Consider the following 23,599-nt stretch of genomic DNA (forward strand, 5'->3'; position numbering starts at 1 on the left):
TCAATAATACGGAGAAATCATAATATAAACGATAACCCCTGTTATGCTCACATATAGCCAAAGCGGCATCGTCCATCTCGCAATTTTTTTGTGGCGTTCCACTTTCATATTCAAGCCCCGGAACAAGGTGATTAATGCCATAGGCACAATTACAATGGAAAGCAAAATGTGTGAGAGCAAAATGAAATAATAGATCGGCCGAATAATCCCTTCCCCTCCGTATGGCGTGCTTTCTGTTAGCGCGTGATATGTAACATAAGATATCAGAAATATCGCTGTCGTTGTAAAGGCTGCGAATATAAATCGCTTATGGGCTTTGATATTTTTTTGCCTGATCATAAAAAGAGCTGCAAGCAGAAAAATAAACGTAAAGCTATTGCATATTGCATTTAATAGTGGTAAAAACGTTAAATCTAAATGACGAAATCGTTCCGCTTCAGGGAGAAAGAACAATAAGGTCACAAGTCCGTTAATTGCGATCGTTAATGTAACGACAATACCTGTGTAACTTTTCGGTTTATGCTCTGAGTGGTTCATCGGGAAATCTCTCCTATCCGTAAACTAAACAAAGCGTAAGAGAATTTAAGTAGAAAGTCAATAAAATGAGTGTGATCGTCAGAATATCGACACACTTAAAAAGGCCGATCGATGTCGGCCTCGCAAAATCACTCTTTTAATAGCAGCTCTTCAGCTACTTTGCTTTCTTTTTCATTCAGGAGATTTTTCTGGATCATTTCGTCGATCGATTTATTCATACTGCTTTTTATAAACTCCGCAGTCTTTTTATCTCCCGCAATAATGATTTTTTTCCACTTACGGTCTGCGGCTTTTTTGTCGAGCTTGCTTCCTAAACTTTTATACAGTCTTTTTTGAATGTCTTTTTCCCGTTCTTTAAAAATATCTTTTTGCGGTGTTTTCTCTGCGCCGCCTGTCGTTACTTGAACCTTTTTTTGGTCATCCCTTTTTCTCCACGTCTCAGATTCTAAGTCAAATAGATAGTGCTCGATATCGTTAATTTCACCTAAAGACGTGTCTAAAATCTTCACTTCATTTTGCTGTGTAAGGATTACCCCTATAGATGGATAGGCGTCATATATTTTCTCCAATTGGCTGACCATCGCACGTTCTTCCCAATAAAAGCTGGTCTCGACAGGTATTTGCAGCTGAAAGCAATGCCATATTTGACTGTCAATTGAAGCAAAGATGACGAGACTTCTTGGCATATTTTTGCCGAGTTCCTGAATGTATTGGTCAATACGGTCTTTTATTTTATTAAATCGACTATGTTCATCCTCGCTGCTTGCTTCCAAATATTCATTAATTCGAGTGAGTCCGTTTTTTAAGGCAATTTTCCATTCACCGCCTTGCTGATCTGGATCCCTGCTGTCTGTATTTAAATACATAGTCAGCATCCGATCAGGCGATTGCAGTTGACAGCTCCTAAGCTTTTGGAGCACTTTATTCATATTGATACGATCCCCTTCCGAAAAAATAATGCGTTTTCTATTTCTTTTCCACAGTCTGTTGAAATAAAACTCCTATTCTAAAATTACTTGGTAAATATGCCTATTTTCCTGGATAGGTTGCAATAATCAGCATATTTTACTAGAATGTATAATTGTGATTTTTTTAAAGGAGTGTTGAAAAATGAATAGGCTGGCAGGTGAAATTTCGGATTCGGCAGAACTGGAGGATTTGCAATTTCAACTATACAGAATGCAGGAAAATATGAAGGAAATCTCAAAAAAATCGAACGTGCTTGGAATTGATCAATCGAAGGATGACGATTGGATCATCGTACATTCGATTGATGATGGCCAAACACTTAAAATTATGCTTAACGATTGCAAATCAGCATATAGGGGCTCCAGCAACTTCTCTTTAATTGCTTCCATTCAAGACGAATCCATTCACATCGGTGATATTAAAGGGCCGCATAACGAAGGCTACGGCTCAATTTGCATGAAATTTCTTAAGGAAAAAGCAAGAGATCTTAACATCCCCGAAATTACAGGTGATATTGCACCTAGAGATTGGGATCACGTAGACCGTCTCGTGCATTTTTATGAAAAACATCATTTTCAAGTAGAAATTGATCAATCATCAGAATCTGGCGCGATCTATTGGATAGAAAAATAATAGCTATTAAAAAAGCACTGAATCAAAGATTCAGTGCTTTTTTCTAGTTTAATATTTTTACTTTTACTTGTTTAGATCCCCATTTTTGTGCTTCATCTTTACTTGGAACAAAGACATCAATTTTATTACCTTTAATTGCGCCGCCAGTATCGGATGCTACCGCTTCTCCATAGCCTTCTACTTCTACTTTTGTGCCTAATGGAATCACGCTTGGATCAACCGCAATTACTTTTGCATTAGGGTCAGCTTTTAAGTCTTTCCCAGTAGCAGTGACTCCGGAACAACCTTCACAATCTGCAGTGTATGCTGTAGCAGTAACGGTTAATTCCTTCGTTGCAGCTTGTTGATCTGATGTATTATTCTCTTCAGGAGCAGCTTTAGGTGCTTCTGCCTCCTCTTGTTTTACGGGTTCACTTGGTTGGGGTTCAGATGGAGCTTCCCCTGCATCAGCTTGTGCTTGTCCGCTAACGCTTAGTGTTTGTCCCGCATGAATGATATCGGAATTCAATCCATTCCACTCAACAAGATCTTCAATGCTGACATTGAATTTTTCAGCAATTTTCCAAAGGCTGTCTCCTTCTTCTATGTTATATTGTTCGTTCTTTTCTGAAGAAATGGTTAGCTTGTCGCCAGGTTTAATAAAATCTGAGGAAAGCTTGTTCCATTCTTTTAGGTCCTTTAGGTCCACCCCGTGTTTTTCAGAGATTCCCCAGAGCGTATCCCCCTCTTTCACAACTTCTTCTTTAGCAAAGGCTGAATTCGCTCCTACTGCAGTTGTTGAAATAGCTGTTACTGCGATAAAGGACATAATCGTTTTCTTCATAGTAAATCCTCCCTTGTTAGCTATTAATTGGCGGCTAACAGATGCTATCGTAACATATGTAAATGTCAGTTCAATAACAAGAGGATTTTGATTTAGTTACAATTATTTTACACAGGGAATCTCTTATACTATTTAATATATATAGAAAAACGAGCGCTTCGCATATTAAGCGAAGCGTAACCGAAGAATTTTCCGATCAAGATGAGTTGGTTAATAGCTTATTTTCTTCATAATTTACAGTGGAAAAATAAATTTACTTGCTATCCTGTTCTTCATCTAATCGACGCTGGGTAATCGAAGATTTTTCATCCATCGTTTCACTATTAGTCAGATCACGAACTTGATCCTCGTATTGATTTTCATGTGATCTTGAAGAAGTTGTTTCCATTTCATCCTGCGCTTCAGCTGTCGTTCTGGCATACGGAAGGGCCTCCAGCCTTTCATACGGTATTTCTTCGCCGGTGCGTTCACAGATTCCATAGGTTCCGTTTTCCAGACGTTTTAAAGCTGCATTCACTTCATTTAAACGATCCCGTTCGATCTCATTGACTGTCATATCTTTTATTCGTTCCGTATAGAGCTGTCCATGGTCAGCCATATGGTTATCAACGCCATTTGACAGCTCACCGGTTTCTTCATTCAATGCCTCTTCTTCAGAGTGGTTCGTCATAAGCTCTTCTTTTAGATTGAATAATTTTTTTTGCAGATTATCTTTTTGATTATTTGTTAATGGCATCTTTCATCCTCTCCTTAGTTTTTTTATTCCCATCATTCACTAAATAAAACATAGAAAATAAAAAAAGCCGTTCTCTAAACGTAAGAACAGCTCACTAGGTTACGACCATGTGTATTTCGTCAGTATTGCCTGAATCTTATTCATATCGGTATCTTTGGCAAAATCCAATTCAAAAGACTTACTTTTCGTTATAAGGAAAAGGCAGGTCTCGAGATCGAACACACCTGCCTCTTGTATCGCAAAGCCCTCAATATGTTTGTACGGCAGAAAGACCCGGACCTTTCTTTTAGAAAATGTTTTATTATCAAAAAAGATCACTCGTTTATTTGTAAAACAAATTTGATCAGTTTTAAGCTGGCTGAGTAATTCTATTCTTTCTCCTTCAATTAGCAACTCTTCATAATTACGACTATCGCTACCTTTAAATGTTGAAAAAATCCCCAACGAAAACCCTCATTTCTCTTTCTGTAATTCAAAACGGAATCCACAGTCTGCTTATTGTAGATCATCTAAAATAAGAATACGATAAGCATGTCGTTTACTCAATTACAAAAAGATTACAAATACATTATTTTATCCTTCAAAAAAAAAGAGGCAGCTGCCCCTTTAATTCATTTCTGTTTATAATATTTGGTCTGCCAGCCCGTATTCCAGTGCTTCTTTTGCACTCATGAAATAATCTCGTTCCATATCTTCTGTCAGCCTCTCGATCGGCTGGCCGGTTTTTTCGTGCAAATATTCCTTTAATTTTTCTTTAAGCTTGATAATTCTTTTTGCTGAAATCTCCATGTCTGTCGCTTGACCTTGAACACCGCCAAGCGGTTGATGAATCATAAATTCACTGTTTGGAAGTGCGTACCTCTTTCCTTTCGTACCTCCTGCAAACAGAATGGCTCCCATCGAAGCAGCTATGCCCATGCAAATGGTCCGAATTTCCGGTTTTACATAATTCATCGTATCCAATATGGCAAATCCGGCAGTTGTAGATCCGCCCGGGCTGTTAATATAGATATGAATATCCTTGGCATCATCTTCTGCGGCTAAAAATAACAGCTGAGAGGTCACACGGCTTGCCAAATCATCATTGACCTCAGAACCAATGATAATGATTCTGTCTTTCAAAAGCCTTGAAAAAATATCATATGAGCGTTCTCCTCTTGAAGTTTGCTCAATTACGTAAGGAATGGCATTCAATATTGTTTCCTCCTATGCGGCGCACCTCGGAGCAGACATTCCTTTGGCAAAACGGATGGATCGATTCATGCGAAGCCCGGTACGTTCGGCAAATGAAAAGAGATATGAAGGGTTTTCGTATTTTATAGCCTTTATTAACAGTAATTCCTCCGCCTCAGTAATTCCGCGCTCTATTTCTTCAAATTCAATATGAATTTTTTTCAGCTGCTGTCTTGCCCGAAAAAGCAATGATTTTACCGTGGATTCAGGTTTTTCAATAAGAGCTGCGATTTCGTTCAGCTGATACATAAACACATCCTTTAAGAAAAACACGGTGATCTGTTTTGCCGTCAGCAATCCGGAAAGCTTTCTGATTAATTCCAGACACTCTCCGCTCTCTTGGCTACCTGTCGGTTTAGACTGTTCTTGCAATTGGGCGATCAGCATTTGTTCCCGGTTTTTTTTCCGCAGGTTATCAATCCAGTGGTTTCTTGCCACGGTTCTGTCGTACGCCGGGGAGCACACCGCTTTTTTTTGTTGTTCATTAAGCTTTATATACGTGTCTTGCCATAAATCTTCAGCATCCCATTTGTTACCGGTTAACAAATAGCAATAGTTCATTAATGATTGATCTTTAGAACTGGACATGTGTACACACTCTCCTTAAGAGGCCTCTTATATAGTAAACGAATGAGAAGAAGATTTTGATATGGGTAAAAAAGAAAACACAGAAGAATTTTTTATCTGCTGTGTTTTCGGGGAAGAATTACTTATTTTCTTTTTGATCAATGGTACCTTCATTATACGTATCAGAAATCTGCTCTTCTATGACAGCCAGACCTTGTTCCGCGTCCTCGTATATGGTTTCTTCCTTCGCGTGGTCGCTGTCTCTTTTTACTTTACGTGGCTTCATTGCTTCGCCTTCCTTTCTTATTTCTTGCTTATAGGATAGGCAAAATTGAAATTATCATACAGAAGGTAAATCTTCAAAATATTCTTTATAAAATCCGCCGATCTTTTTCGTATTGTCAACGACAAACAAAAATTCTTCTGTTTCATTTTTGACTTCGTATACTTTTCCAACAGTCAATACGTTGTTGACAATGTATTTTTTCGCATCGGTTTGGATACATTTCACCTTTTTAATCGTTTCTTTCGTTTCCCAGTTTTCATGCAGCATGTGAATTCTCCTTATTCATCCAATAATTATACCTCTATTTAAAAGCAATCTTGGCAAGGAGTCAACCTTCCCTTTAGCGATCCTTGGTTATTCAATCATTTTTTAATTAATGATTGAATACCTATGAATCAGGGAGGAATGCCATATGGACTCACTCAAAGAAAGAGCTGAGCTTTTTCAGAGTAAAAAATTATCCTTTTTAAAAAAGGCGCAAAAAAGTGACGGCTCCTGGCGTTTTTCTTTTGAAGGCCCGATAACAACGAATTGCTTCTTCATTTTGCTTTTGACCTCTCTCGAATATAAGAATAAAGAGCTTATAGCCAATCTTGCCAGAGAGATCCACGCCAAACAAAACATGGATGGTACATTCACTAATTTTGCTGATGAGGCTTCCGGCAACTTGACAGCTACGGTTCAAGGCTATGTCGGCATGCTCGCTTCAGGGATTTACAAAAGATCTGATCCTCATATGGTAAAAGCTGAGCAGTTTATTGTCTCTAGAGGTCTTTCTGACGTTCATTTTATGACGAAATGGATGCTTGCCGTAAACGGATGGTATCCATGGCCTGTCCTATATCTTCCTATGTCTTTTATGCACATTCCAACCTCATTCCCGCTTCATTTTTACCATTTGAGCACCTACGCGAGAATTCATTTCGTCCCGATGGCGATTACGTTAAACCGCAGATTTATCGTAAAAAACAACACAATTACCTCTCTCGGCCATCTAGACGGTAATATGACATACAATCCTTTCACGTGGCTTGAGGCAAAGGAATCACGAGGATGGCCAGAGTTAAATGAAATATGGAGATACGCGTGGGCTCTGCCTGCTTATTTTCATGAACTGGGCTATCGGACCGGAGTTAAATATATGCTTGACCGGATTGAAAAGGACGGAACATTATACAGCTATGCCACTGCAACCATATTTATGATATACAGCCTGCTCTCCCTTGGTTATAAAAAAAATTCTCCCGTCATTCAGAAAGCGATCAGCGGAACCGCCTCTCTCATATCAAAATCTGAACATTACGTGTACCTTGAAAATTCGACGTCAACAGTATGGGATACAGCTCTGGTCAGTTACGCCATTCAGGAAGCGGAAAAATCTGAATATGAAGATTGCACCAATGCCGCTGCCGACTATTTGTTACGCAGACAGCATTATAAAACAGCGGATTGGATTATAAGAAATCCGAAAGGTCGTCCCGGAGGCTGGGGGTTTTCCGATATTAATACGAATAATCCTGATTGCGATGATACAGCTGCTGCGCTCAAAGCGATCCCCTTCCGCAAGAATGAAGGGGCTTGGTATAGAGGATTGCAATGGCTGCTTTCGATGCAGAACAGGTATGGCGGATACGGCGCTTTTGAAAAAAATATGGATCATCCTTTACTAAAGTCACTGCCTTTGGAATCAGCTGAGGAAGCTGCGATAGATCCTTCGACAGCTGACTTGACTGGACGCGTGCTTCACTTTTTGGCAACAAAAACACTCCTATCGAAAAAAGGAGGAACAATTAAAAGGGCAGTGGATTGGCTTCTGGATCATCAAGAAGCCAATGGCTCATGGTATGGCAGATGGGGAGTTTGTTATATTTACGGCACGTGGGCCGCCCTCACAGGGTTACGAGCAGCAGGAGTCACTAGCAGCCACCCGGCAGTGAGAAAGGCGATACATTGGCTTAAAAGCATTCAGCTGCCTGATGGAAGCTTTGGGGAATCGTGCAAAAGCTGCGAGTTAAAAGCTTATGTCCCTCTCCCGTTTGGGACAATTGTGCAAACCTCATGGGCAATCGAAGCTTTGCTGCAGTATGAGAGTGCCGATGAACCGGTGATTGAAAAAGGAATGAACTTTATCGTAACCGAGAACCATTCAAAGAAGCAGCTCGCATATCCAACAGGAATAGGATTGCCCAAGCAATTTTATATCAGATATCATAGCTATCCGCATATATTTTCTTTGCTGGCCTGTAATCAATACTTAAAAAAACGAATCGAATGAGGGTGAAAGCATGATTCCTAAAGATTATCAATTTCAACTTTATAGCTGGGGAAAGGAGCTTGAAACAGCGCTCGGAATTTCCCGTCATTTAGATCAAGATGAAAAGGATGAGTTTCAAAAAGATCTTGACCTTCTCTATGAAGCTTTGGCAGATGACAATTATACAATCCAAGATTGCTACTTAATGGCAACCGATATTCATCAAGCATTTGAAGGAAGCCGTTCTACAGAAGCTCGGGTGAAGAATAAACCTGTACCGCCCGGAAAACATAAGCTTCCGCCGTTAGGATACTCTTACCAAGCACTTGAGCCTTATATCTCCAGAGAAATCATGTATTTGCATCATGCGAAGCATCATCAAAGCTACGTTGACGGATTAAATAAAGCCGAACTGGCCTTGAAAAATGCGCGGGAAACGAAAAATTTTGCCCTCATCAAGCATTATGAACGAGAGCTTGCCTTTCATGGAGCCGGCCACTATTTACACACTATTTTTTGGAAGAACATGAGCCCCCATGGGAAAAGATACCCTACCGGTGAGCTGCTTCAGTTAATTGACCAATCGTTCGGGAGCTTCTCAGCATTTAAGGAGCAATTCTCTGAAGCTGCAAAAAATGTTGAAGGTGCAGGTTGGGCGATTTTGGTATGGGCGCCAAGAGCGAACCGATTAGAAATTTTAACTGCAGAAAAGCACCAAAATCTGAGCCAGTGGGACGTGATTCCTCTCTTAGTCCTCGATGTATGGGAGCACGCTTATTATTTACAATATAAAAATGAGAGGCCGAAATATGTTGATAATTGGTGGAATGTGGTCGATTGGAGCGATCCGGAAAGTAGGTTCAAGCAAGCCAAAGCAGTATCGTGGGAATCATATTAAAAAAATTGTCGAAAACTCCGAAAAAAAGGATTGTAATATTCAGAATAATAATTATAATAGAGGAATGTTAGATTATATACTAAACATTATTTTATCAGGATAGGAGTTTTTGAATTGAACAGCTTACGCAGCGCCAGTCAATTTATGGGGAAAACATTTTCTCTCTGGGTCATCTTAATTGCCGTTTTAGGCTTTTTCTTTCCCATTTTATTTATATGGATTAAACCGCATATTTCTCTATTCCTCTCCATCATTATGTTCGGAATGGGATTAACATTATCACTCAGTGATTTTAAGGAGCTGGGCAGAAAGCCTCTTCACGTGATCATCGGTGTTTTGGCACAGTACACTATCATGCCGTTAACAGCGTTCGGGTTAGCCACTCTTTTAAACCTGCCGCCTGATATCGCCATCGGCGTGATTCTTGTCGGATGCTGTCCTGGCGGTACTGCATCCAACGTCATTACGTTTCTTGCCAAAGGAAATACGGCATTATCTGTTGCTGTTACTACCATTTCTACACTTTTAGCGCCGTTTGTTACGCCGCTGTTAATTTTGGTATTTGCCAGAGAATGGCTTCCAGTCGACCCGGGTGATTTATTTTCATCGATTCTGAATGTCGTCCTTTTGCCTATTATAGTAGGCTTGGTTGTCAAACTCATTTTTAAAAAGCATGTGGATAAAGCGGTTGACGCTCTTCCGCTTGTTTCTGTCATTAGTATCATTGCCATTGTCGGATGTGTCGTCGGGTTAAACAAAAACAATATTTTGCAATCGGGCTTGCCGATTTTTGCCGTTGTGATTTTGCATAATTCACTCGGTCTTGCGATTGGGTATGGGGCTGCCAAGCTGTTCAAGATGGACTACCCTTCCCGAAAAGCGATTGCCATTGAAGTCGGTATGCAAAATTCGGGGCTGGGCGTCGCACTTGCGACAGCTCATTTTAATCCATTAGCTGCGGTACCGAGCGCGATTTTCAGTGTATGGCATAATCTCTCCGGGTCTTGGATAGCCTCCTATTGGGCTAGAAAGGCGGAGAAGAAAAAAGGCAAATATGTTGCTTAAATAAAGCTTGATCAAATATCAAACACCACTCAGAAGTGATTGCTTTAATCTTTCTTATTCTTCGTTTTTTTGACGATATTTTAGGAAGCCAACCCACGTGAAAACTGCAGGTTGGCTTCTTTTTCTGCACAAAAATAGAGGGCTTGCATTTCCAAATTTATCATCAAACCATTGATAAATGGAATTGGTCCATAGATCTGTTTATAGTAAATGGTTTGAATAGGCTTATATCCCAAACCTCTCATGAAAAACCCGCGAAGAACCTTGATTTCCAAGGATTTTCGCGGCTTTTTCATACATCTTTTATACAATTTTAATTTTTAAATGATACAAAAAGATCCTGCTCCCAAAGAGAAACAGGATGTTTTTAACTCTGTGACTACCCTTCCAGCAGCAGCTGCTCTGGATCCTCCAGCAAATCTTTAATTGTGACGAGAAAGCTGACTGCTTCCTTGCCATCAACGATTCGATGATCATAGGACAGGGCGATGTACATCATCGGTCTGTTCTCGAATTGTTCGGCATCAATGGCTACCGGTCTTAGCTGGATTTTATGCATTCCCAGAATGCCGACTTGAGGGCTGTTTAAAATAGGCGTTGACATTAATGAACCAAATGTTCCGCCGTTAGTTATTGTAAACGTGCCGCCTTGAAGCTCAGAGAGAGTCAGCTTGTTATCTCTCGCTTTCTTTGCAAGCTCGGCAATTTCGTTCTCAATTCCGGCAAATGATAAACGGTCGGCATCACGGACGACGGGGACGACAAGTCCTTCAGCTGCGGAAACGGCGATTCCGATATCGTAAAACTTTTTAATCACTAGCTCGTCACCTTGAATTTCAGCGTTTAACAACGGGAATTTTTTGAGTGCTGCAACGACAGCTTTCGTGAAAAAGGACATAAAACCTAATTTCACTTCATGCTGCTCAAGAAATTTGTCTTTGCGTCGTTTCCTTACATCCATTACGGCTGTCATGTCCACTTCATTGAAGGTTGTCAGCATGGCAGATGTTTGCTGGACTTCAACCAGACGCTTGGCAATTGTTTGTCTGCGCCTTGACATTTTCTGTCTTTCAAACGGTTTTTCTGGATCCTGTTTAGAAGGAGCTGGCTGAGAAACAGTCTTGCTTGATTGAGCTGTTTCCTTAGCCGGAGCTGGTTTTTTGTCGTAGGCTTCGACATCCTGCCTGCGGACTCTTCCCAATGGATCTCCTGCAGTTATTTCAGATAAGTCAATCCCTTTTTCACGAGCTAGTTTTCTAGCGGCAGGTGAAGCGACCGTTCTTCTTTTGGCTTCCTCTTTTTGCACGTTCTCTTGTGCAGCTGGTTCTGTCATTTCCTCATTCTGATTGGCCGTAGAAGAGACAGCTTCTTCCTGGCTTTCAGAATTGGAGCCCTGGCCGCTTCCTTCTCCCTCGGTTATGGTTCCGATGATTTCGCCAACTTGAACAGTATCTCCGGAATCCTTAAGGACCTCTTTTAATACCCCTGATTGTTCTGCCGTTAATTCGACATTTACTTTATCTGTTTCCAGCTCAAGCAAGTATTCTCCCTGTTCTACATAGTCCCCCGGCTGTTTCAGCCATTGTGCAATTGTTCCCTCTGAAATTGATTCTGCCAATTCTGGTACTTTTATTTCCGCCATTACCATTTCCCCCTTAATGTTTGCGTAATAGGCTTTCTGTCATAATGCGTACTTGCTCTTTTTTATGAACGGTCGGGTCCCCTTCTGCCGGACTGGATCTTCTTCTTCGCCCAATGTAACGCACGGACACTCCTTTTGGTGCCAGCTCCCTTAAATAAGGATCAATATAATTCCATCCACCCATGTTTTGAGGTTCTTCTTGTACCCATACTATTTCTTCAAGATTTGTCAGCTTGCTCAATACTTTTTTTATTTCTTTCGCCGGGAAAGGATAGAGCTCCTCTACTCTTGCTAAATGAACCCATTCCTTATCCTCTTTAATTTGATTATAAAAATCACCCAAATCAATTGCAACTTTACCGCTGGAGAGAACGAGCCGCGTCACTTTCTCTTCAACTTGCGCCTTACTGTTTTGCTCAAGAACAGGCTTAAACGTGCTTTCCGTTAATTCTTGGACCTCGGAAATTGTGTTCGGATTTCTAAGTAAGCTTTTTGGCGTCATGATCACAAGAGGGCGAATTTCTTCACGCAGCAGCATTTTCGCCTGTCTTCGCAATATGTGGAAATACTGTGCTGCGCTCGTAACATTAGCAACAGTCCAGTTGTTCTCGGCAGCAAGCTGTAAAAACCGTTCGGTTCGTCCGCTCGAGTGCTCTGGACCTTGTCCTTCATAACCATGCGGCAGTAAAATAACCATTCCCGAAGTTTGTCCCCATTTTGCTCTTCCAGCTGAAATAAATTGATCAAAATAGACCTGAGCAGCATTTGCGAAATCTCCGTATTGGGCTTCCCAAATGACTAATGTTTCCGGTGAAGCAACGTTATACCCGTATTCAAAGCCGAGTACGGAGCCTTCTGAGAGCGGGCTGTTGTAAACGGCAAACGAGGCATCGGCACTAGACAAATGATGCAGCGGTACGAACTCATCGCCGGTTTTGCTGTCATGCAGCACAAGGTTTCTCTGGGCAAATGTCCCTCGTTCTGAGTCCTGGCCGGTTAGCCGGACCGGAATGCCATCTTTTAAAATCGAGGCAAAAGCAAGAGATTCAGCCAGTGACCACTCCACTTTTCGGTCATCCTCAAACGCTTTTGCTCGTTTTTCAAGAATTCGTTGAAGCTTTCCGAATACGTTGAAGCCTTCTGGATAGGTTACAAGCTCACTGTTGAGCTTACGCAACACATCGAACTTAATGGACGTATCAATTGCCGGAAAACCATTTGAGACAGGGGCAGGCAATTCGATATCCGCTATCGTGTCCTCTTTGTTCTTCGGAACATTTCGATAAGCTGCTTCAAATCGTTTTGTAATCATATCAAAGCTTTTTTCAATCTCTTCTTTTTCAGCAATGCCTTTAGCTAGTAATTTTTCGGCAAAAATCTGTTTGACTGTAGGGTGTTTCCTTACAGCGTCATAGAGCATCGGCTGAGTCGTCGCCGGTTCATCCATCTCGTTGTGCCCAAATCTTCGATAGCCGATTAAATCTATTAGAAAATCTTTCTTGAATTTTTCCCGATATTCAACAGCGAGCTGAACAGCTGCAAGACAAGCTTCAGGATCATCAGCATTGACGTGGACAATAGGAATTTCAAATCCCTTCGCAAGGTCACTGGCATATTTTGTTGATCGTGATTCATTACTTTCCGTTGTAAATCCGATCATATTATTTGCGATAATATGGATTGTTCCGCCAACCTGGTACCCGGAAAGCTGGCTCAGGTTAAGCGTTTCAGACACGATGCCTTCCCCTGGAAAAGCAGCATCCCCATGGATCAAAATAGCAAGAGATTTCCTGATTTCCTGTTCAGGATAACCGGCTTTTGATCGAGTTTCTTGAGACGCTCTTGTGCTTCCCTCAACGATCGGATCAATGAATTCCAAGTGGCTCGGATTGTTGGCTAATGTTATTTTTACAGGCTTCGCGTCTTTTTCTTGAATATTTTTATTCGCACCAAGATGGTATTTTACATCGCCGGACCAGCCGTAGTTGATGCCTATCGAGCCTTCTGAAGGAACGATATCCTTATTTGGGGCGTGCTGAAATTCTGAGAAAATAATGTCATACGGTTTTCCTAATACGTGTGCCAGGACATTTAAGCGTCCCCGGTGAGCCATGCCGATATTAATGCTCTCTGTACCAGCAGATACTGTTTTTGCCACAATTTCGTCTAAGATTGGCACCAAACAATCCAATCCTTCAATCGAAAAACGTTTTTGGCCGACAAATGTCCGATGCAAATACTGTTCGAAGCCTTCCACTTCAGCCAGCCTGTTTAACACACCGACCAATTTATCTTTCGAATGTTCTGAAAAGAGTTCCCCCGATTCAACTAGCTTCGTCAGCCAATTTCTCTCTTCAAAGCTGTGGACGTGGTCAAATTCGAAAGAGATTGTTTTTTTATACGTCTCTTTTAAATGAAGAATAGCATCCAACCCGTCTTTGACAGTGGGAGGAGCGTCCTTGCAGATTACGGAAGCAGGAACTGCTTTTACGTCTTCCTCTGTCAGGCCATAATCACGCAATGGGAAAAGCACTTTTTTTTCTTGCGTTTTTCTTAAGGGATTGACTGAAGCGTTTAAATGGCCATACGTACGAATATCTTCAGCCAGTTTTACGACGGAAGCAATTTTTTGTACGTTTTGAAGCGTCTGGATTCCTTCTGCTAATGAACCTTCCGCTTTTTTAATTTGGCTCGGCGGCCTTCCTAATTCATCAAACATCTCCCTGAATTCACTGTCAAGGCTTTCCGGATCATTTACATATTGATCATAAAGCTCTTGCACGTAACCGAGGTTCGGGCCGTGAAAATCATCCCAAGTTAACCGTTGTTTCATACTGTTTTGCAACATATGAACATTCCCCCATCTTATAGTTAAATAAGCAGCTAATTAACTATATTAATATACCATCTGAACAATAACGTCCAGAATTATGTAATTAAAACGCTTCCATAATTATTTTATCATTAATTTGCGTTGGTTTCTACAATGATTGTGCATCTATTCTGAAAAAAATCTAGCGAGTTGATAAACAGGTATTTTTTTCAAATGACAAGAGCATAGCGAACGAATCAAACTATGCTCTTGTTCAGTAATTTCTTCAATAACGGATAAAGAACGTCCGGAAGCTGGTCTACATTTGGAACGAACAAACTGTATCTTCCATACATATTCTGAATGGTTTTCTTTTGAGCCTCTTCAATTTGACTATTTGACAAAAATACATTTATTACTTCTATACCCCTTTTTCTTGCAGTAATAACCGCTTCGTGAGTATCCACTATTCCGTTTTGTTCATACCCGTATGCTGCTGGTTCACCATCAGAGAAGACAATTAAAAATTTCTGTTTCTCGTGTCTGTGCCTGAACATGCGAATAGCCTGCCTAATGGCAAAGCCGTCGCGGTTATCTTCCTCCGGTTCAAGCTGCATAATTTCAGGGCCAGTCACGCGTTTTAGTGACTGTTCAAATGGAATGATCGTCTTAAAATAGTTTGGCTGCTCCTCTTCCGTGGCCTCTTCTTCCCAAAAGCCAATCACTTGATGCTTCACCTGAACAGATTTTAATGACTCGTGAAAAAGGGCAATCCCCTTTTTCGTTTCATCCATTTTATCGAACATGCTTGCCGAGCAATCAACGAGCAGGAGAAATGCAGCATCAATTTCTTTTGAAAGCTCCTGCTTTTTATAAAAAAGCCGCGGATTTTCCTCTGTGAAATACCTCAGCAGCTTTTTGTTTAAGCGGCCGGCGTGCAAATTTGTTTTGGGCTGCGTCCTTTTGTGCTCTAACGTTTTTTGAATCATCTGCTTTAATTTTTTTTGGTAAAACGAGATAGATTTCACTTGAATTTGATAGTCAAGCGTTTCTTTCAGTGTTGGTTTATGCGGTGATGTGAATTTTGCGACAGCGAATTTGTTTTCTTTGCCAAAGTCATCATTGCCGTTGTTTGCCGGTTCATCGTTCACGGCGTCATGTGATTCAAGCTTGGAATAATCCTTTCTTTTCGACTGACTGCTTCTTCCCTGTACGATACCAAAAGCTTGATCCCCATCATCGCCTTCACGAAATGAGTTTCCTAATCGATTGGTTTTTGCGCCATGTTCTACATCAAATTGCAAAAAGCTCTTTGATTCGGCATTCGTTTCTCTATGCCAGGTAGGAAGTGTTTCGTCCTCTACGTCTTTTTCTTCCTTTTCTTGGTCTTCTAAGGCAATATCTTCACTCAGCTTCGTATTTTCCTCAAGCTTCTCTGCCTCCTCCAACTGCACCACACTGATGTCGGGTAGAAAGAAATACGTATTCAGCATATCTTTATTAAGTATTTCTTCAAAGAGATCGACTAAGTTCCTAGCGATCACAATGATTTCATTTGTCGAACGTGCATCATAGATTCTGCTTAACTGACTTTCAATATACGGTTTCGCGGCGGTAATGTCCTCGCGGATATCAGGAATCTCTTCAAGCGGCGAGTCCGCTGTCAGCTTCAAATAAATTCCGCAAAACAAAGCATCGGTAAAAATGCTTCGTTCTTTATTAAGAGTCAGCTGTGTGCGAAAATGCTTGCGATACAGCTCGCGGCGCTGTTGAAAAATTGATTTCGTTCCAGGACGAGAAGATTTTACTAATTCTTCGATTCGAATATCTTCAAAAAGGCTTACAAGCTGCTTCGCCAAGCTCGAAAGCTTTTTGCCTTTCATTTGCCGCAAAAAGTTTGCCGTGTCCGGAAACGAATGAAAACGTGACCCAATCGATCTGAGATAAATGTCGCTTTTTAATCCAGCTCGCAAATCTTCGTAAGGCCGGTCCTTCCAGAAATGACTCATGTATATTTTATTTTCATAAGGATGGTAATAGGATTGCACGCCATACTCAACTTCTACGGAATGATTCGAAGACAAGGTTTTTGCAAGATCATTCATTTCCATAAACAAAAAGGAGTCGATCGTGCTATCGTTGAATTTAATAAACTTCATAGGAACCCTCATTCAAATAATGTTTGAGCAATATTTCTTACTGCTGCTTTTTCTCGTTCATCCTCTAGTTTTTCAACGACCCCTCTCTCAATTGCTCGCAAAGGAGGAATATAAGCCGCAAGGTCACATGTGTCCAACAGGGCCCGTATGGAAGCTGCATCTTCGGAAACCGTTCCATTTTCTGTCTGAATAAGCAAATCGGACGACAATTGAACAAATTGCTTGATTAATTTTTCGTTTGACAAAGTCGATTGGCTCTTTAACACATCTTCTAAAATTTTTCCGGTAACATAAGGAACGTCAATGATGACGAAACGGTTTTTCAGCGCTTCATTTAAAGGTACGGTCCCTACGTACCCTTCATTGATTGCTGCAATAACACCAAAGCCTTCCTTTGCTTGAACAACCTCACCCGTAAATGGATTTGTCATTCGTTTTCTGTAGTCGAGGACGCCGTTTAAAATAGGCAGAGTCTCAGGCTTTGCCATATTTATTTCATCAATATAAAGAAATTGCCCTTTTTGCATCGCCTTTGTGACAGGACCTGGAACAAATTCAATCGCAGATTGTCCGCTTTCATTGGTGATTGTTTTATAACCGACTAACGCCTCAGCATCTAAATCGACGGAGCAATTGATGCTGTGCATCGGCTGATGAAATACAGCTGACAGTGTCTCGGCAAGCTTCGTTTTACCCGATCCCGTTGGTCCTTTAAGCAATATATTTTTTCCCATAGCAAGAGAGATAATGGCATCTATCAATATGAATTCGTTGTCTGATGCATATCCAGGAGATCCGATTAACGATTGATCTTCTTCAGTAATGTTTTGTTTATGAAAAGCTTTTATTTTTGTTTGGATTGATTCCGGCAGAATTAATTTTTCTATTTGTTGATTCATTCTATGCTTCCTCTCCAAGTTTACTGATACAACCTCGAGTATACTAGAAAAAGTCCGCTGCCTGCAATCTACTGCGCTTCACCGTTTTTAATAGATCCGCATACAATTCGTTCACCAGAATTTCCGCTCGGGTTCGTGAGATAATCATCCTGTCCGCTGTGAATGATAAAAGCACTTCCGTCATTATCTAATAGAGAAAGCTTACCTTGACTGATTGTCACATCAGGTGCATTGACGATGATGTCAACCTTCCCATCGGCACCGACTTCAATATTTGGCAGGTCTCCGGCATAAGGCCCTTTTGGATTATCGAAACCGTGTTCTTTATTGGTCGGGTTAAAAACAGAACCCGCTGATTCAAAGGTCGGCGCTGTACACTCTGCTTTTTCGAAAATATGAAAAGCCAGCGTACCAGGCGGTAATTCGCTCGCCGATAAATGGATATCCACGCCTTTTTCCTTTGATTCATAAACCTCAATGTATCCAACCGTATTTCTTTTTTGATTGACCATTGGTATTCGATATACTCCCCCAGCCATTTCTGCTACTTCTTTCGAATTCTCTTTTGATACGCTCCCGTCATTTTTCGTTCCACAACCGGCACTAGAAATTAATAGTAAGGAAGCAAGGAATCCTGTTACAAACTGTTTCATTTCAACCCCCACGCCTCTAATATATTTAATGCTTTTGTTAGTGTGGACAGATTAAAATCAGCGTAAACAAAAAAAGCCATTAAAATGGCTTTTTAAAAGAAACGTTTTGCTCCAAGATATCGTTTGTTCCAATAGGAATTGCTTAAGTTTGAGATTTCAACACCCGACGAGCCAGCATGAATAAAGTCTCCGTTTCCTAAATAAATACCCATATGAGACGGACCTGCTTTATACGTTGTGAAATATACAAAATCACCGCGGGAAGGTTCTCCAATTGACTTCATAGAGTTCCAATAGCCGGCTGTGCTTAATCGAGAAATAGACGCGACTTTATTTATCGAGTAATAGATAAACCCGCTGCAATCAAATCCTGATGGGTTATTTCCGCCCCAACGATATGGGACACCTATGTATTTCATTGCTTCTTCTATCATCCGGTCTGCTTTGATCCCAATTTGCTCCGGATCGGTTGATGGCTGAGAAGGCGGATTCACTGGCTGAGTAGGCTCGGGCTTTTTGCCAGCCTCTGAAATGCGGATCACTTGTCCAATTTGGAGAACATCCGATACTAATTGATTGAAATCTCTAATCTGTTGAACAGAAATGTTATACTGGTTTGCAATCTTCCATAGGGAATCACCTGCTTTTACAGTATGTTCCGCCGCGGAAGAAGGGTTTTCCGGTTTCTCAGGCTCTTGGGACTGCTCTATATCTTGCGGTTTCTCAGCCGGTGGCTTACCTGACGCCTTCAGCTTTAATATTTTGCCTGGATAAATGGTATCGGATGTCAGTTGATTTAATGTTTTTAATTCAGCTAATGAAAGATTATGCTTATTAGCTATCTTCCATAGGGAATCTCCAAGCTGCACTTGATATGTATCAGTATCGACTGAATCAGTATTCGTTTGAACGATTGAACCCGATGACGGTTTTTGCTGAGACGATTGTGAACTCTTTTTCAGCTTTAATTTTTGTCCTGGATAAATCATATCACTTGATAACGAATTTAAGTTTCGAATCTCTTGCACTGAAGTGTGGCTATTTCTGGCAATCATCCATAACGAATCACCGTATTTCACAGTATATGTAGAGATCGAAGGTTTCGCAGGCTTTTTAGCTGGTACTGCAGTCTTTTTCTGTGTATTGCTGTCTGCCTTTTTCGGGATTTTAAGGACTTGCCCAATCATAAGCTGCGTAGAAGATAGGTTGTTTGCTAATTTAATTGAATCAATACTAGTATGATAATCTCTCGATAGCTTCCACAAAGAGTCTCCCTTTTTCACTGTGATTGAGACCGCTTCCGCTGAAGGTGCTGCGAAAGCCGTTCCCGCTAGTGCAGAAGCAGTCAAACCGACAACGATTCTATTATTCATAAATAAAATTTGCCTCCTATCTTTTTCATTTTGCAGCAATCTTGCTTTTTGGCAAGACTGCATGGTTTTCGACACAATTATACTATTATCTTACAAAAGTCCATCAGGAAAGACAATTGCTATTAGATAAAAAAACAAAAAACTTTTTATTAAGAGAAATAATGCATCCCTTTTTCTTATCGGCGCAAACTACTAACTATTAACTGTTGATCAATATTTTGATGCGGGGAGAGATATGATGTTAGAAACGATCTTTAAATACTCATGCACTTTATTCGGAGTTGTTGCCTTGTCCACGATTTATGTTCAAATGTTTAAAAGCTCTAAAAATCCGGATAAAAAATAGGCAGCAAAAGGCTGCCTATTTTAATCTTTCCACGGATAAGTCCAAAACACTTCTTGTTCAAACCAAGGCATATGCTCGAATACAGACGAGTTCAGCTCCGTATCAATTTCTTTCAGCATGTATTCCGTTTGTGATTTATGGGCTTTTAGCGCACGGAATTTAACATCCGCTACTTCTTTGATGTCAAACATCACATCCGGCTTCCCTACCTCTTCCTCACGATCATTAGTGATCGCAATGCAATACGTCAAAGGCCGGTCTTCTTTTTTTCTGCGATACAAAGCTCTGATGACCGCTTCACCACATGCATCGTGGTCGGGATGAACGCCGTACCCGGGATAAAATGTAACGATAAGACTCGGATTTACTTCATTTATTACGGATTCCATAATATCAGCCAAATATTCATCATCTTCAAATTCAAGCGTTTTGTCACGTAGTCCAAGCATTTTCAATTCAACATCTAGCTCCTGACACGCCTGAATCAGCTCTTTTTTTCTAATAGACGAAAGGGATTCCCGATTTGCAAAAAGCGGATCCCCCATATTTCTGCCCATCTCCCCAAGAGTTGCACAAGCATAGGTAACCGGGATTCCTTTTTTTCTATTTAATGCAATCAATCCTGCCACACCGAAAGATTCATCATCCGGATGAGGCAAAATAACAAGTACATGCTCTTTACTCAAAATTCTTCACCTTCTTTATTAAACTGGAAAAGGGTCCGTGCTGATTTGCAGGCTGATGGCAAGCTTCCCGCCGGGCAAATATCCTGCAAGCAGCAGCGCTCCGTTTTCGTCAATTGTAAAATCAGTTAATCCTTCTGCATAAATCCAGCCATCTTCAGATTTCAAGCCCACTCTGAATGGTCCTTGGCCTTTAATTTTCGCTTGGCTGTATTTTACCTTTGCATTACGAATATATGCCACCACGGTCATATTGTTTGGATCTCTATGAGCTGAATAAGCGCCAGTCGTCGTTTCTAAGTGAATATAAACTGGCTGATTTAGAAATTGTTCCAAAGACTGCTGGACTGCATCCTTAACGATCGGTTTCATTCTTTTCCTCACTTTCTATAACTGCTATAAAGCCTAAAAAACGTTTTGTATGTAAATCAATAAGCAACGAATCGTCCATACGCTTGACAGTACTTGAATATAGAGTGTCCTTATCATCATATAGGTTCTTTTTTTCCTGAGCAAGAAGTATGCTTCTGATTTCTACGTACTGATTTTTCACATATTTTTTTACAAAGGTATCCTCATATTATACAACCTTATCTTCTATCTGCACAGCGGCATAGATTTCTGAAGTCACTTCTCTTCCCATGAAAAATCATGTTGAAGACAATGATGAGGATATAAGTTATTCTTAATTGAACGAAGCAGGAAGGATTATCTTGTTTGAATAAAGAGATAAGCATCGATTTCACCTCAACATACGGTACCGTATGTTTTAAATAAAGCTTTTGCCTTTTTTGTTGTCAATACACCTTTCAACATATAGCGCCCACGCGCAATTCCAAAAAGAGGACTGCCTTCACCACCTTCTGTTAAGCGCACGCCTTCATGATTAGACACATATATATGTAAACAGATGAAAGGAAGTGTTTGGCATGTTCGATTGGAACCGTTTTTTTCCATTCCAAAATCAATTTACAAAAGACCAATTCAAACAAATGAATCCTAATGAGGTTGAGTCATACGTCAATCAAGTGATGAGCAGCGTTTTCGGAAAAGGGTATCCGTCTCAATTTCCTTTCCGTGATCCATTGCATAACGAAGACAACAATCATGCCGCACATACATTTGAAACGAATGATCACGTTTTTGTCAAACTGCAAATCAATGAAAAGCAGCTGGAAGAGATAAAAATAAAGCATACCTCCCATACGTTGATTATTGAAAATTTTCCGAAGGACGGCGATGACCATAAAATCATATTGCCTTCTTTGGTGAAAAGAAAGGGCACTAAAGCTTCCTATAATGATGGAAACCTGGAAATTCGCTTTATGAAACTTGAGGATTATCAGCTTTCCGAAATCGAAATCTCGTAACTTTTCTCGCGTTAGTTAAAGGCTGCTGCATGCAAATGACCTGCTATTTCTAACAGGTCATTTTTATCGCTTTCAATTTGGCTTGTTAATACTGCTGCGGACCTTGGCCAGGGTAAGGACCAGGGAATCCGCTTCCCCCATATGGACCAGGGTATCCTCCGCCGTATGGCACCGGACCGTACGGGACAGGAGGGTAAAAATATGGCCTTGGATAATTAAAAATCGCACCGCCTAAAAATCCTCCAATCAAACCGCCCAGAAAGGGAGCCCCGAACAAAAAGGGGCTGCGGAATGGAAATCCGGCAGGCCCTGACCTCTGATTGTATATGAAGTGAGGGTACATGTTATTCCTCCTTTATGTTTGCCTATACTAAAGTATTCATAAAGACAGGAATGGTTTGGGCTACTCCTCATAAATCATTTTTTTAGTCATTCCACCGTCGACAATTAAATCGGTTCCTGTCACAAAACGGTTTTCCGGATCAGTGAGATACTTACATGCTTTATAAATATCCATAGGAAGGCCGACACGTTGGGAAAAATGCTGTGAATGGTCAATGTCCCTTAACTTGCTGTAATCTCCGGTTTCAATCCATCCGGGCGAGATACTGTTTACAACAATTCCGTCACTGCTTAAAGATGCAGCAAGCGCATGAGTGATCGCGAGAATTCCCCCTTTGGAAGCAGCATAGCTTTCAGAATCTGGTTCAGACATCAGTCCGCGAGTGGAAGCCATGTTTACGATGGCTCCTCCCTCTTCTTGTTTTCTCATAATTTTCGCCGCTTCTTTCGAAAACAAAAATACACTCGTTAAGTTGGTAGAAAGGACATCATTCCATTCGGATAATTCAAGCTCTAAAGGGGACTTCCAAATGCCCTTACCGACATTATTAATTAAAGCGTACAAGGAGCGGTTTTCCGATATGGCTTGGTTTACCGCTCTTTTGACTTGCTCTTCATCGGCAGCATCTGTTTTGATAAACCGGCAGGAAAGGCCGAGAGAATAGATTTTTTCTTCAAGCGCTTGTCCGCCTTCTTGATTCACATCTGCGCTCAAAACAAAAAATCCTTCTTTCGCATACTCAAGGGCAAGTACTTGTCCAATGCCACCTGCCGCACCTGTAATGATGACGGCTTTCTTATTGTTGTTCATTTTTTTCATTCCCCGCCAGTTCAGGTACGCAGTTTTTATCCGCCCAAGTTGCGATTTCAGATAATACCGGCTTGAGCTCTTCCCCTTTTTCTGTTAAATGATAGATCACCTTGACAGGTGTTTCGGGCAAAACATCTCTTTTAATAATTCCTTCCTGCTCCAGCTCTTTCAAACGCTCTGCAAGCATTTTCTGACTGATGTGCGGAATCATTTCATTTAAGTCCTTAAATCGTTTCGGTCCATGCAACAATACATGAATAATCATGCCGTTCCACCTTTTCCCAAGCAAGGAAAGGGCAATTTCTACCTTAGGACATAATTCAAATCCCATTGCTTTCACCCTTTACGTACAAAATCGATTTCAGTATCAAATAACAGGCGTTTCACTAACAAAAAGTGAGCATCTAACTCTATAGTACCACGAATCAGCTCTTCTTGGAAGAAGGTTGTACTGCAGCTGAAGGAATACGCCACATGATTCGCTTCCATTTAACGATTTGAAAATCCT

25 protein-coding genes are annotated in these 23,599 nt (G+C 40.8%); 5 read left to right on the forward strand and 20 right to left on the reverse strand.

The features are described 5' to 3' along the window. Together AM592_RS06585 and AM592_RS06590 are read right to left on the reverse strand one after the other, a co-directional pair. Positions 1-537, reverse strand: coding sequence for a DUF420 domain-containing protein (locus AM592_RS06585; protein ID WP_053603049.1), 537 nt, complete (start codon positions 535-537; stop codon positions 1-3). A 128-nt stretch (positions 538-665) separates the two neighbouring features. Next, positions 666-1,466, reverse strand: a complete 801-nt coding sequence (locus AM592_RS06590; protein WP_053603050.1) for a VLRF1 family aeRF1-type release factor — start codon at positions 1,464-1,466, stop codon at positions 666-668. Positions 1,467-1,647: 181 nt separating this feature from the next. Between AM592_RS06590 and AM592_RS06595 the strand changes: the two genes are divergently transcribed. Beyond that, complete coding sequence (locus tag AM592_RS06595; protein ID WP_053603051.1) at positions 1,648-2,139, forward strand: N-acetyltransferase; 492 nt, start codon at positions 1,648-1,650, stop codon at positions 2,137-2,139. Positions 2,140-2,182: 43 nt separating this feature from the next. On the opposite strand, the gene AM592_RS06600 is transcribed toward AM592_RS06595, so the two are convergent. The 7 genes from AM592_RS06600 to AM592_RS06625 all read right to left on the reverse strand — a co-directional run bounded on the left by AM592_RS06600 (position 2,183) and on the right by AM592_RS06625 (position 6,051). After that, entirely contained in the window at positions 2,183-2,962 is a 780-nt protein-coding gene (locus AM592_RS06600) for a 3D domain-containing protein (protein ID WP_053603052.1), read from the reverse strand. 253 nt (positions 2,963-3,215) lie between these two features. Then, on the reverse strand, positions 3,216-3,698 hold the full coding sequence (locus AM592_RS06605; RefSeq protein ID WP_053603053.1) for a TraR/DksA C4-type zinc finger protein: 483 nt from the start codon (positions 3,696-3,698) through the stop codon (positions 3,216-3,218). A gap of 99 nt (positions 3,699-3,797) precedes the next feature. Continuing rightward, entirely contained in the window at positions 3,798-4,142 is a 345-nt protein-coding gene (locus tag AM592_RS06610) for a PH domain-containing protein (protein ID WP_053603054.1), read from the reverse strand. 177 nt (positions 4,143-4,319) lie between these two features. Then, positions 4,320-4,892, reverse strand: coding sequence for an ATP-dependent Clp endopeptidase proteolytic subunit ClpP (gene clpP, locus AM592_RS06615; protein WP_053603055.1), 573 nt, complete (start codon positions 4,890-4,892; stop codon positions 4,320-4,322). A 12-nt stretch (positions 4,893-4,904) separates the two neighbouring features. Continuing rightward, entirely contained in the window at positions 4,905-5,519 is a 615-nt protein-coding gene (locus tag AM592_RS06620; protein ID WP_053603056.1) for an RNA polymerase sigma factor, read from the reverse strand. Between the two features lie 118 nt (positions 5,520-5,637). Then, positions 5,638-5,784 carry a YozQ family protein gene (locus AM592_RS23175; protein ID WP_082363812.1) on the reverse strand — a complete coding sequence of 49 codons (147 nt, stop codon included), beginning with the start codon at positions 5,782-5,784 and terminating at the stop codon, positions 5,638-5,640. A gap of 54 nt (positions 5,785-5,838) precedes the next feature. Beyond that, positions 5,839-6,051, reverse strand: coding sequence for a DUF6501 family protein (locus AM592_RS06625; protein ID WP_053603057.1), 213 nt, complete (start codon positions 6,049-6,051; stop codon positions 5,839-5,841). A gap of 145 nt (positions 6,052-6,196) precedes the next feature. Between AM592_RS06625 and AM592_RS06630 the strand changes: the two genes are divergently transcribed. The 3 genes from AM592_RS06630 to AM592_RS06640 all read left to right on the forward strand — a co-directional run bounded on the left by AM592_RS06630 (position 6,197) and on the right by AM592_RS06640 (position 10,001). After that, positions 6,197-8,059: a terpene cyclase/mutase family protein gene (locus AM592_RS06630; protein WP_053603058.1), complete on the forward strand. Its 1,863-nt coding sequence runs from the start codon at positions 6,197-6,199 to the stop codon at positions 8,057-8,059. Between the two features lie 10 nt (positions 8,060-8,069). Continuing rightward, entirely contained in the window at positions 8,070-8,936 is an 867-nt protein-coding gene (locus AM592_RS06635; RefSeq protein WP_053603059.1) for a superoxide dismutase, read from the forward strand. 144 nt (positions 8,937-9,080) lie between these two features. Continuing rightward, positions 9,081-10,001, forward strand: coding sequence for a bile acid:sodium symporter family protein (locus AM592_RS06640; RefSeq protein WP_376773349.1), 921 nt, complete (start codon positions 9,081-9,083; stop codon positions 9,999-10,001). A gap of 379 nt (positions 10,002-10,380) precedes the next feature. Here the strand turns inward: AM592_RS06640 and odhB are convergent, their stop codons facing one another. The 8 genes from odhB to AM592_RS06685 all read right to left on the reverse strand — a co-directional run bounded on the left by odhB (position 10,381) and on the right by AM592_RS06685 (position 20,940). Next, positions 10,381-11,643 carry a 2-oxoglutarate dehydrogenase complex dihydrolipoyllysine-residue succinyltransferase gene (gene odhB / locus AM592_RS06650; RefSeq protein ID WP_053603062.1) on the reverse strand — a complete coding sequence of 421 codons (1,263 nt, stop codon included), beginning with the start codon at positions 11,641-11,643 and terminating at the stop codon, positions 10,381-10,383. 13 nt (positions 11,644-11,656) lie between these two features. Then, entirely contained in the window at positions 11,657-14,491 is a 2,835-nt protein-coding gene (gene sucA / locus AM592_RS06655) for a 2-oxoglutarate dehydrogenase E1 component (RefSeq protein ID WP_053603063.1), read from the reverse strand. A gap of 221 nt (positions 14,492-14,712) precedes the next feature. Next, positions 14,713-16,614, reverse strand: coding sequence for a vWA domain-containing protein (locus tag AM592_RS06660; protein WP_053603064.1), 1,902 nt, complete (start codon positions 16,612-16,614; stop codon positions 14,713-14,715). Between the two features lie 8 nt (positions 16,615-16,622). Beyond that, the gene (locus AM592_RS06665) at positions 16,623-17,513 is read right to left on the reverse strand and encodes an ATP-binding protein (RefSeq protein ID WP_053603065.1); all 891 of its coding nucleotides are present in this window, start codon (positions 17,511-17,513) and stop codon (positions 16,623-16,625) included. A gap of 68 nt (positions 17,514-17,581) precedes the next feature. Continuing rightward, on the reverse strand, positions 17,582-18,166 hold the full coding sequence (locus AM592_RS06670) for a superoxide dismutase family protein (RefSeq protein WP_053603066.1): 585 nt from the start codon (positions 18,164-18,166) through the stop codon (positions 17,582-17,584). Positions 18,167-18,258: 92 nt separating this feature from the next. Continuing rightward, the gene (locus AM592_RS06675; protein WP_053603067.1) at positions 18,259-19,539 is read right to left on the reverse strand and encodes a C40 family peptidase; all 1,281 of its coding nucleotides are present in this window, start codon (positions 19,537-19,539) and stop codon (positions 18,259-18,261) included. 366 nt (positions 19,540-19,905) lie between these two features. Continuing rightward, positions 19,906-20,571, reverse strand: coding sequence for a bacillithiol biosynthesis deacetylase BshB2 (bshB2, locus tag AM592_RS06680; protein WP_053603068.1), 666 nt, complete (start codon positions 20,569-20,571; stop codon positions 19,906-19,908). A gap of 18 nt (positions 20,572-20,589) precedes the next feature. After that, positions 20,590-20,940, reverse strand: a complete 351-nt coding sequence (locus AM592_RS06685; protein ID WP_053603069.1) for a YojF family protein — start codon at positions 20,938-20,940, stop codon at positions 20,590-20,592. Between the two features lie 557 nt (positions 20,941-21,497). Here AM592_RS06685 and AM592_RS06695 point away from each other — a divergent pair. Continuing rightward, on the forward strand, positions 21,498-21,938 hold the full coding sequence (locus AM592_RS06695) for an Hsp20/alpha crystallin family protein (RefSeq protein WP_053603071.1): 441 nt from the start codon (positions 21,498-21,500) through the stop codon (positions 21,936-21,938). Between the two features lie 85 nt (positions 21,939-22,023). Here the strand turns inward: AM592_RS06695 and AM592_RS06700 are convergent, their stop codons facing one another. The 3 genes from AM592_RS06700 to AM592_RS06710 are packed head-to-tail and all read right to left on the reverse strand — an operon-like array spanning position 22,024 to position 23,422. Further along, positions 22,024-22,281 carry a hypothetical protein gene (locus AM592_RS06700; RefSeq protein ID WP_053603072.1) on the reverse strand — a complete coding sequence of 86 codons (258 nt, stop codon included), beginning with the start codon at positions 22,279-22,281 and terminating at the stop codon, positions 22,024-22,026. Positions 22,282-22,341: 60 nt separating this feature from the next. After that, entirely contained in the window at positions 22,342-23,091 is a 750-nt protein-coding gene (locus tag AM592_RS06705; protein ID WP_053603073.1) for an SDR family oxidoreductase, read from the reverse strand. Then, entirely contained in the window at positions 23,078-23,422 is a 345-nt protein-coding gene (locus AM592_RS06710; RefSeq protein ID WP_053603074.1) for a winged helix-turn-helix transcriptional regulator, read from the reverse strand. The genes AM592_RS06705 and AM592_RS06710 overlap by 14 nt, the downstream gene beginning before the upstream one ends. Positions 23,423-23,599 lie beyond the last annotated feature (177 nt).

It is taken from the genome of Bacillus gobiensis (genome assembly GCF_001278705.1).
Classification (GTDB): Bacteria; Bacillota; Bacilli; order Bacillales; family Bacillaceae; genus Bacillus; species Bacillus gobiensis.

Bases quoted from the DNA above. Each gene is read 5' to 3' on its own strand.
- AM592_RS06585 (WP_053603049.1), bottom strand. From the start codon at position 537: ATGAACCACTCAGAGCATAAACCGAAAAGTTACACAGGTATTGTCGTT.
- AM592_RS06590 (WP_053603050.1), bottom strand. From the start codon at position 1,466: ATGAATAAAGTGCTCCAAAAGCTTAGGAGCTGTCAACTGCAATCGCCT.
- AM592_RS06595 (WP_053603051.1), top strand. From the start codon at position 1,648: ATGAATAGGCTGGCAGGTGAAATTTCGGATTCGGCAGAACTGGAGGAT.
- AM592_RS06600 (WP_053603052.1), bottom strand. From the start codon at position 2,962: ATGAAGAAAACGATTATGTCCTTTATCGCAGTAACAGCTATTTCAACA.
- AM592_RS06605 (WP_053603053.1), bottom strand. From the start codon at position 3,698: ATGCCATTAACAAATAATCAAAAAGATAATCTGCAAAAAAAATTATTC.
- AM592_RS06620 (WP_053603056.1), bottom strand. From the start codon at position 5,519: ATGTCCAGTTCTAAAGATCAATCATTAATGAACTATTGCTATTTGTTA.
- AM592_RS23175 (WP_082363812.1), bottom strand. From the start codon at position 5,784: ATGAAGCCACGTAAAGTAAAAAGAGACAGCGACCACGCGAAGGAAGAA.
- AM592_RS06625 (WP_053603057.1), bottom strand. From the start codon at position 6,051: ATGCTGCATGAAAACTGGGAAACGAAAGAAACGATTAAAAAGGTGAAA.
- AM592_RS06630 (WP_053603058.1), top strand. From the start codon at position 6,197: ATGGACTCACTCAAAGAAAGAGCTGAGCTTTTTCAGAGTAAAAAATTA.
- AM592_RS06635 (WP_053603059.1), top strand. From the start codon at position 8,070: ATGATTCCTAAAGATTATCAATTTCAACTTTATAGCTGGGGAAAGGAG.
- AM592_RS06640 (WP_376773349.1), top strand. From the start codon at position 9,081: ATGGGGAAAACATTTTCTCTCTGGGTCATCTTAATTGCCGTTTTAGGC.
- odhB (WP_053603062.1), bottom strand. From the start codon at position 11,643: ATGGCGGAAATAAAAGTACCAGAATTGGCAGAATCAATTTCAGAGGGA.
- sucA (WP_053603063.1), bottom strand. From the start codon at position 14,491: ATGTTGCAAAACAGTATGAAACAACGGTTAACTTGGGATGATTTTCAC.
- AM592_RS06660 (WP_053603064.1), bottom strand. From the start codon at position 16,614: ATGAAGTTTATTAAATTCAACGATAGCACGATCGACTCCTTTTTGTTT.
- AM592_RS06665 (WP_053603065.1), bottom strand. From the start codon at position 17,513: ATGAATCAACAAATAGAAAAATTAATTCTGCCGGAATCAATCCAAACA.
- AM592_RS06670 (WP_053603066.1), bottom strand. From the start codon at position 18,166: ATGAAACAGTTTGTAACAGGATTCCTTGCTTCCTTACTATTAATTTCT.
- AM592_RS06675 (WP_053603067.1), bottom strand. From the start codon at position 19,539: ATGAATAATAGAATCGTTGTCGGTTTGACTGCTTCTGCACTAGCGGGA.
- AM592_RS06685 (WP_053603069.1), bottom strand. From the start codon at position 20,940: ATGAAACCGATCGTTAAGGATGCAGTCCAGCAGTCTTTGGAACAATTT.
- AM592_RS06695 (WP_053603071.1), top strand. From the start codon at position 21,498: ATGTTCGATTGGAACCGTTTTTTTCCATTCCAAAATCAATTTACAAAA.
- AM592_RS06700 (WP_053603072.1), bottom strand. From the start codon at position 22,281: ATGTACCCTCACTTCATATACAATCAGAGGTCAGGGCCTGCCGGATTT.
- AM592_RS06705 (WP_053603073.1), bottom strand. From the start codon at position 23,091: ATGAACAACAATAAGAAAGCCGTCATCATTACAGGTGCGGCAGGTGGC.
- AM592_RS06710 (WP_053603074.1), bottom strand. From the start codon at position 23,422: ATGGGATTTGAATTATGTCCTAAGGTAGAAATTGCCCTTTCCTTGCTT.